7 protein-coding genes and 1 tRNA gene are annotated in these 7,306 nt (G+C 70.9%); 5 read left to right on the top strand and 3 right to left on the bottom strand.

Going from position 1 to position 7,306, the window contains the following annotated elements; all coding sequences use genetic code 11:
• Together OS124_RS25295 and OS124_RS0119440 are read left to right on the top strand one after the other, a co-directional pair.
• The coding region (locus OS124_RS25295) for a metallophosphoesterase family protein (RefSeq protein WP_010141591.1) at positions 1-770 on the top strand (770 nt) is incomplete at its 5' end.
• Between the two features lie 93 nt (positions 771-863).
• Positions 864-2,138, top strand: coding sequence for a glycerate kinase type-2 family protein (locus OS124_RS0119440; protein WP_010141593.1), 1,275 nt, complete (start codon positions 864-866; stop codon positions 2,136-2,138).
• Positions 2,139-2,358: 220 nt separating this feature from the next.
• Here the strand turns inward: OS124_RS0119440 and OS124_RS0119445 are convergent, their stop codons facing one another.
• A complete protein-coding gene (locus OS124_RS0119445; protein WP_010141594.1) occupies positions 2,359-3,006 on the bottom strand; it encodes a GntR family transcriptional regulator in 648 nt (215 codons plus the stop codon).
• Between the two features lie 84 nt (positions 3,007-3,090).
• Positions 3,091-3,777 (bottom strand): M48 family metallopeptidase, encoded by a 687-nt coding sequence (locus tag OS124_RS0119450; RefSeq protein WP_010141595.1) that lies wholly within the window; start codon positions 3,775-3,777, stop codon positions 3,091-3,093.
• A gap of 119 nt (positions 3,778-3,896) precedes the next feature.
• Between OS124_RS0119450 and OS124_RS0119455 the strand changes: the two genes are divergently transcribed.
• Together OS124_RS0119455 and OS124_RS0119460 are read left to right on the top strand one after the other, a co-directional pair.
• Positions 3,897-4,220, top strand: a complete 324-nt coding sequence (locus OS124_RS0119455; protein ID WP_010141596.1) for a TIGR02300 family protein — start codon at positions 3,897-3,899, stop codon at positions 4,218-4,220.
• A gap of 173 nt (positions 4,221-4,393) precedes the next feature.
• Positions 4,394-4,469 (top strand) — tRNA-Ala (locus tag OS124_RS0119460).
• 81 nt (positions 4,470-4,550) lie between these two features.
• On the opposite strand, the gene OS124_RS0119465 is transcribed toward OS124_RS0119460, so the two are convergent.
• Positions 4,551-5,840, bottom strand: coding sequence for an NAD(P)/FAD-dependent oxidoreductase (locus tag OS124_RS0119465; protein WP_010141597.1), 1,290 nt, complete (start codon positions 5,838-5,840; stop codon positions 4,551-4,553).
• A 309-nt stretch (positions 5,841-6,149) separates the two neighbouring features.
• On the opposite strand from OS124_RS0119465, the gene OS124_RS26245 reads away from it, so the two are divergent.
• A partial coding sequence (locus OS124_RS26245; protein ID WP_010141598.1) for a GGDEF domain-containing protein occupies positions 6,150-7,306 on the top strand: 1,157 nt, incomplete at its 3' end.

Consider the following 7,306-nt stretch of genomic DNA (forward strand, 5'->3'; position numbering starts at 1 on the left):
CGCAGATCCATGCGCTGGCACCGGACCTTGTGGTGATCTCGGGCGACTTCACCCAGCGGGCACGCGAGCGGCAGTTCCTGCGGGCGCGGGATTTCCTTGCCCGTATCGGACTGCCCGTGCTCTCGGTGCCGGGCAATCACGACACGCCGCTGGACAACCTGCTGGTGCGGTTCCTCGCCCCCTTCCGCCGCTATCGCCGCCACATCTGCGCCGAGACCGAGCCCTTCTTCACCGATGGTGCCATGTCGGTGGTCGGGGTGAACACGGTGAACCCCTTTTCATGGCAGACCGGGCGCTTTCGCCGCAGTGCCCGGCGGCGGGTCTGCTGGCTGTTCGAGGAACATCCGGCACCGCTGCGCATCGTCGCCCTGCACCACCCGCTGGAACACGGCCCCGAGACCGGCAAGAAGCCGATGCGCGGCGCCCGCTCGGCGCTGAACGAGCTGGCGGACTGCGGCGCGCAGGTGGTGCTCTCGGGGCACCTGCACCGCGCCTCGTCGGGGCCGGTGCGCGCCGCCCCGGGGCTGCTGCTGGTCGAGGCGGGCACCGGGCTCTCGACCCGGCAGCGCGGTGAGGAGAACACCTTCAACCTGCTTGACTGGGAAGCCGGCGGGGCGCTGCGCGTCACCACCTGGAGTGCCCAGCACCGCGCCGGGCGGCTGGTCTTCGCGCCCTCCCGGGCCGCGCTGTTCCGCCAGGACGAGGGGGCCTGGCTGCGCGTCGGTCCCGCCCCCGAGGCCCAGGCCTGGGGCCAGCTGCGCGCGGTTTGACCTTGCCCTGCCCCGGTGCGGCGGAAAGCCACGCTGCGGGATTGCGGGGGGGCGAAGGCGCGCTAGACTGACCGTGACCCGCCGGAGACCCACATGACCGATCACGACCGTGCCTTCCTTGTCCGCCTGTTCGAGGCCGCCGTGAAGGCTGCCGACCCGGCCCTCGCGCTGGCCGGCCATCTGCCGCAGCGGCCGAAGGGTCGGACCCTGGTGATCGGGGCGGGCAAGGGGGCGGCGCAGCTGGCCCGGGCCTTCGAGACGGCCTGGACGGCGGCGGGCAACGGCCCGCTGGAGGGCATGGTGATCACCCGCTACGGCTATGCAGAGCCCTGCGAGATGCTGGAGGTGGTCGAGGCCGCCCACCCGGTGCCCGACGCCGCTGGAGAGGCCGCCACGCGGCGCATGCTGGCGCTGCTGGAGGGGCTGACCGAAGACGACCTGGTGGTGGCGCTGATCACCGGCGGCGGCTCGGCCCTGCTGGCCGCCCCGCCCGAGGGGCTGAGCCTGGAGGACGAACAGGCGCTGAACACGGCGCTTCTGGCCTCCGGCGCGCCGATCTCGGCGATGAACGCGATCCGCAAGCAGGTCTCGGCGGTCAAGGGCGGGCGGCTGGCGGCGGCGGCGGCCCCGGCGCGGGTGGTCAGCCTGATCGTCTCGGACGTGCCGGGGGATGATCCCGCGCAGGTGGCCTCGGGCCCGACGGTGCCCTGCGGCAAGGGGCGTGCCGAGGCGCTGGCCGCCCTGCGCAGCCATGACATCCGCCTGCCGGGCCGGATCCGTCGTTTCCTGGACGAGGCGCCAGAGGATGCACCGAACCCCTCCGACCCCTGCTTCGTGCGCAACGAGGTCCATGTCATCGCCTCCGCCGCCCGCTCTCTGGAAGCCGCCGCGGCACTGGCCGAGGCCGAGGGGGTGCCCGCGGTGATCCTCTCGGACGCCATGGAGGGCGAGGCCCGCGAGGTGGCGCGGGTGCAGGCCGCCATGGCCCGCGAGATCCGGGCCCGCAATCGACCGTTTCCCGCGCCGGTGCTGATGCTCTCGGGCGGCGAGACCACGGTGACCCTGCGGGGCCGGGGGCGCGGCGGGCGCAACACTGAGTTCCTGCTGTCGCTGGCCCTGGCAATCGAGGGCTGCGAGGACATCCTGGCCCTGGCCGCAGATACCGACGGGATCGATGGCTCGGAGGACAATGCGGGCGCCTTTGCCGATGGCGGTACGGTGGCCGCGATGCGCGCCGCCGGCCTGGACCCGGCCGAAGCGCTTGCCGACAACGACGCCTATACCGCCTTCAAGGCCGCCCGGGCGATCTTCGCCCCCGGCCCGACGGGCACCAACGTCAACGATTTCCGGGCCATCTGGGTGAAGTAGCCCCCGGCCGCAGGCGCGGCGCCGCTCGGGGGCATCGAGCCCCCGTCACGGCGGGGGCCTGCGCCCCGATGCCCGGAGGGGCGACGACAGGGCTCGTTTCCCCGCGGCAGATGAGGCGCTGCGAGGAACGGGGGCTGTGCCCTCTCGACCCATGTCTGCGCCGCGCCATGCCTCGGGGCGGCCGCCCGAGCCGGCGATTCGCCTGTCGCCCGACACGGCGTCAGGTGGTCAGCATCCGCAGCCCCTGGGTGACGTCCGAGCGCACGGCCAGCCGCAGCCCCGGTTCGTCCCCGGCCTTCAGCGCGGCGATGATATGGCGGTGGAAATGCGGCGCCTCGGTGCGGTTCATCCGGCCATAGAGCTTGCACATGGTGGGGCCGAGCTGCAGCCAGACCGTCTCGGCCATGGCCAGCATTGCCGGTGCCTGGGCGCGCAGGTAGAGGGTGCGGTGGAATTCCAGGTTGGTGCGGATGTAGCCGACCGGGTCATGCGCCTGCACCGCATCGGCAATCGTGCCGTTGATCAGCTGCAGCCGGTCGATCAGCGCCATGTGGGCCCGCGGCAGCGCACGCGAGGACAGCTCTACCTCGATCAGGGCGCGCAGGGCGGCCAGCTCCTCGATCCGCTCGTTGGAGAGATCGGGCGTCGACACCCGGCCCGAGGAGGAGAGCTGCAACGCGCCCTCGGCCACCAGCCGCCGCACGGCCTCGCGGGCGGGGGTCATCGAGACGTCGAACTCGCGTCCGATGCCGCGCAGGGTCAGCGCGTGGCCGGGTTCGATCTCGCCGTGCATGATGCGGGTGCGCAGGCCGCGGTAGACGCGGTCATGGGCGGAAGGCGAGGGATCTGGGCGGGTCTGGATCAGCATGGCCCGCTTGTGATCACAAACCCGGGCGGCGTCAAGATGACCGCGACCGCCCGCCCCCTGATCCGGCCCCGACCCGCCTCCGGGCTACGGGTCGAATCGGTAACGATGCAGGGCATTGCCCTCGCGCCGCAGCCAGGCGCGGGCCGGGGCGTAGTCGCCATAGAGCTGCGTCACGACGTTCCAGAAGTCAGGCGAGTGGTTCATCTCGGCCAGGTGGGCAACCTCGTGGGCGGCGACATAGTCGAGCACCTCGGGCGCCGCCATGATCAGCCGCCAGGAGAACATCAGCGCCCCGTCCTGGGTACAGGACCCCCAGCGGGAGCGGGTGTCGCGCAGGGTGATCCGCGCATAGGGCAGGCCGAGCGCGGCGGAATGGCGGTCGCAGGCGGCGCTGAGCCGGTCGCGGGCGAGTTCGCGCAGCCAGGCGGCCAGGCGCGGGCCGGGTGCGGTGCCGGCGACCTCGATCCGGTCGGGCAGCAGGCGGACGCCACGGCGGGTGCCGGCGACGACCTGACGCGGAAAGCCCTCGACCGGCAGCAGGGTGCCGGGGCCGACTGCCTCTGCGGCGCCCTGCCGGGCCAGGTGATGGCGCAGCCAGTCCTCCTTTTCGGCGGCGAAGGCCAGGGCCTCGCGTTCGGGCACCCGGCGGGGCAGGGTCAGCGTCACCCGCCCGTCCAGAGAGGAGACACGCAGCGAAATCCGCTTGGCCTGGGCCGAGCGACGCAGAATCAGGGGGATCGGGGGGTTGCCCGGAAGATGATGCTGGCCCATATGGTTCCTTCGCGACCCCTGCACCCGCCTGCGGGCCCGAAAGGGCTTGATACCTCGGGTCCGTTATGGCAGGTGGCGCAGATCCCGGACAAGAGATGTCAGCCAGGAAGGAACCCGAAATGCCCAAGGAAGAATGGGGCACCAAGCGCGTATGCCCGACGACCGGCAAGCGGTTCTACGATCTGAACCAGAATCCGATCGTCAGCCCCTATACCGGCGAGATCGTCGAGATCGACACCGGCAAGAGCCGCATGATCGCCGCCGACGCCGAAGATGCCGCGACCAAGAAGTCGAAGGCCCGCGAGGACAACTCGGGGGATGACGTTCTGGAAGATGATGTCGAAGTCGATCTGGACGATGATCTGCTGGACGACGACGACGATGACGACAACGTCTCGCTCGACGACCTGGCCGACGTTCCCGGCGACGACGACGAAAGCTGAGCCGCGGCCCGCAAGGGCCCGGCAGGGCCCCCTTGCGGGGGTCCGTCATGGCAGATCCGGCGGTCGCTGACCGGCCTGTCATGAAAAAGTCCCGAGGTGCGATTTTTTCGCTTGATCCCACCCCGGGCATCCCATAGACAGCGCCGCACGGAGGCCCTCGGGCCTCGCGGAACGGGGCCTTAGCTCAGCTGGGAGAGCGCTTGCATGGCATGCAAGAGGTCAGGGGTTCGATCCCCCTAGGCTCCACCAATCCTCCTTTGAAAAGAGAGACTTGGTTCGGATCATCCCCCCGGGATGGCCTGTATCCAAAGCCGTTGTCCGGTGATTGCTTCAGCCCCGGCCTGCCCGCCGTGGATGCGGGCCGAGCGCGTGCATGATCGTGGCGCCCAGCTCGTAGTAGCGCGCCCGGGACGTGGCGAATCTCTCGCCGTGGTCGCGGCTGACCGGCAGGGGCAGGGCCTCGGGTGAGTCCGTCAGCAGGGCCGTTGCCGCTGCCGTCCCCATGAGCGTGCCGGGGCAGATGCCGCGCCCGGAATAGCCGAAGCAGGCATAGGCGCCGGGGCCGAATTCCACCAGCCTGGGGATGTGATCGCCGGTCATGGCGATGCGGCCCTGCCATTGATGCTGGAAGGGCTGGTCGCCGAGGCCGGGGTAGAGCTGGCGCAGCTTGCGGCGCGCCCAGCCGGCGTGGATCGCCCTGCCCGGACCCTCTGCATCGCCCATGCCGCCCAGAATCAGCCGCCCCGCCGCATCGCGCCGGAACGAGGACATGACCATGGCAGTGTCCCAGCACCCCTCCTGCCCGGGCAACACCGCCTGAAGCTGATCCTCGCTCAGCGGGGCGGTGGCGAACTGGCTGTAGGCGACGGCTACGAAGGCAGGCCGGAAGCCCCCCACAAGATTGGCGTGATAGGCATTGGTGGCCAGCAGGACCCGGCGGGCACGCACCCCTTGGCCGCGCGCCACGAGGCGCCAGGTGCCGTTCTCATGGGACAGGTGCGTGACCGGGCTGTCTTCGCAGATCACCGCCCCCAGTCCGGTGGCGGCGCGGGCCAGGCCGGTGCAATAGGCGCGGGGTTGCAGCGTGCCGGCGCGCGGGTCGAGCAGGGCGCCGTGAAAGGCCGCGCTGCCGGTACGGCGCCGGGTCTCGTCGCGGTCCAGCAGCTGCAGGGGGGCGCCGTGGCGCAGGCCCTGGCGGTGCCGCGCCTGCAGGTCGCGCAGGCCGCGCGGGGCATGGGCCAGGTGCAGGGTGCCGCGGGGGCGGGGCTCGCAGTCGATCCGGTGCCGGTCGATCAGGCCGAAGACCGTAGCAGGCCCGACGCCGAGCGCGGCGATCAGCCGGGTGCCTGCCGCCTCGCCCAGCTTGGCGATCACCGCCTCGGGGGGCAGCCAGAGCCCGGCATTGACCAGCCCGACGTTCCGCCCCGAGCCGCCATGGGCCAGCGTCCCGGCCTCGAGCAGCACGACGGAGGCCCCGGTGCGGGCCGCTTCAAGCGCCGCCGCGCAGCCGGTGAACCCGCCGCCGATGACCGCCAGATCGACCGAGAGGTCCGCCGACAGCGGCCGCGTCTCAAGCCTCTCCTGGTTGGTCTGCTGCCAGAGATTGCCCTGCGGCGTCATCCTGTCCCTCCCTCGCCCTGTCCGGGCTCTTGCCGAGCCAAGCCGCCCGCCCGTGTCGCCAGAGGGACAGGTTGCATGGCCCCTGTCCAGAGGGCCGACCGGGGTGGCACCGAAAAGTTAAGGGCTTGTTAACAAATCCTACCGATGCTCGCCGAGGGTGCCCCCATGAGCCGGGGGTTGTGCAGGAAGACGGGTGCCGCTTCACTGCGGCATGGGCAGTGGCAGGCCGGACGGGACGGAAATGCGGCAGGACGGAGCGAGACGCGGGATCACGGGAACGCCGGAGCGCGCGCCGGGGATGGACCGCTGATGAACCTCCACGACCTGCAGGAGCAGGCCCAGTCCGAGGCGGAGGGCACTGAAAGCGACATGCGGCGGCTGTCGCGCGCGCTGCGCAACGTCGCGCTGCTGACGCAGAAGATGGCCGATGCCAGCTCGGTGGTTCTCTACCTCGGCAGCGAGCGGGCGCGGCAGATGGACCTGCGCGACTGCATGATCGGCCAGCACGACGACGTCGGCGCCCTGCAGATCATGTCCCGCAACATGCTGCGTGCCTACAGCGCCAGCGATCATCACGGCGCGGTGCCGGTGACCGGGCAGCCGATCTCGGTGGCGCGGATCGGTCGGGACCGCATGCGGCAGGCCGCCGGACGGGCGCTGTTCCTCAAGGATGGAACCTGCATCGGCGTGCTGGCCTTCGCCCAGGCGGCCGGGTCGGAGGGCGGTGCAGAGACGGCGATCACCGGCTCGCGCCTCTCGCATTCGCTGGACCTTCTGGGCACCACGGTCGAGGCGCTTCTGAATGACCGGCTGCGCCAGATCGAGCTGCACCAGGAACTTGCCGACAGCCGGGCCCGGATGCAGGGCCTTCAGAGGCTCAGCGAGGGGGATCCTCTGACGGGGCTGAGGAATGTCGCGGCCTTCGCCAAGTACAGCCGTGGCCTGATGGCCGATCCGGGGGCCCCGGCACTGCTGGTGCTGCTGGATATCGACAACTTCAAGTCGATCAACGATCTTTACGGCCACCAGTTCGGGGATATCTACCTGCGCACCGTCGCCGGTGCGGTGCAGGACTGCCTGCCCGAAGGCGCCGTCGCCGGACGCCTTGGCGGGGATGAATTCGGCATGATGATGTCGATGGATCCGTTCCGCCAGGGCGAGGCCGAGCTGCGCGACCTGATGACCCGGTGCGGTAACACCATCCTGCGCGCCACGGCGCTGCTCAACAAGCCCGACCTCGGACGGGTCAGCATCGGCGCCGCCCGCTTCCCGCTGGATGCGCGTGACTTCGACGCGCTCTACAACTGCGCCGACCTGGCGCTCTATGCGTCCAAGGCGAAGGGCCGGGGGCGGGCGCAGCTCTATACGGCCGAGATCGGCAATCGCTACGACTATGCAGCGCTGGCCAAGAACCTGCGCGCGGCCTGTGACGAAGGGCAGGTTGTGCCCTACTTCCAGCCGATGGT

It is taken from the genome of Oceanicola sp. S124 (assembly GCF_000220565.1).
In the GTDB taxonomy this organism is placed as follows: domain Bacteria; phylum Pseudomonadota; class Alphaproteobacteria; order Rhodobacterales; family Rhodobacteraceae; genus Pseudooceanicola.

Bases quoted from the DNA above. Each gene is read 5' to 3' on its own strand.
- OS124_RS0119445 (WP_010141594.1), bottom strand. From the start codon at position 3,006: ATGCTGATCCAGACCCGCCCAGATCCCTCGCCTTCCGCCCATGACCGC.
- OS124_RS0119455 (WP_010141596.1), top strand. From the start codon at position 3,897: ATGCCCAAGGAAGAATGGGGCACCAAGCGCGTATGCCCGACGACCGGC.
- OS124_RS0119450 (WP_010141595.1), bottom strand. From the start codon at position 3,777: ATGGGCCAGCATCATCTTCCGGGCAACCCCCCGATCCCCCTGATTCTG.
- OS124_RS0119440 (WP_010141593.1), top strand. From the start codon at position 864: ATGACCGATCACGACCGTGCCTTCCTTGTCCGCCTGTTCGAGGCCGCC.
- OS124_RS0119465 (WP_010141597.1), bottom strand. From the start codon at position 5,840: ATGACGCCGCAGGGCAATCTCTGGCAGCAGACCAACCAGGAGAGGCTT.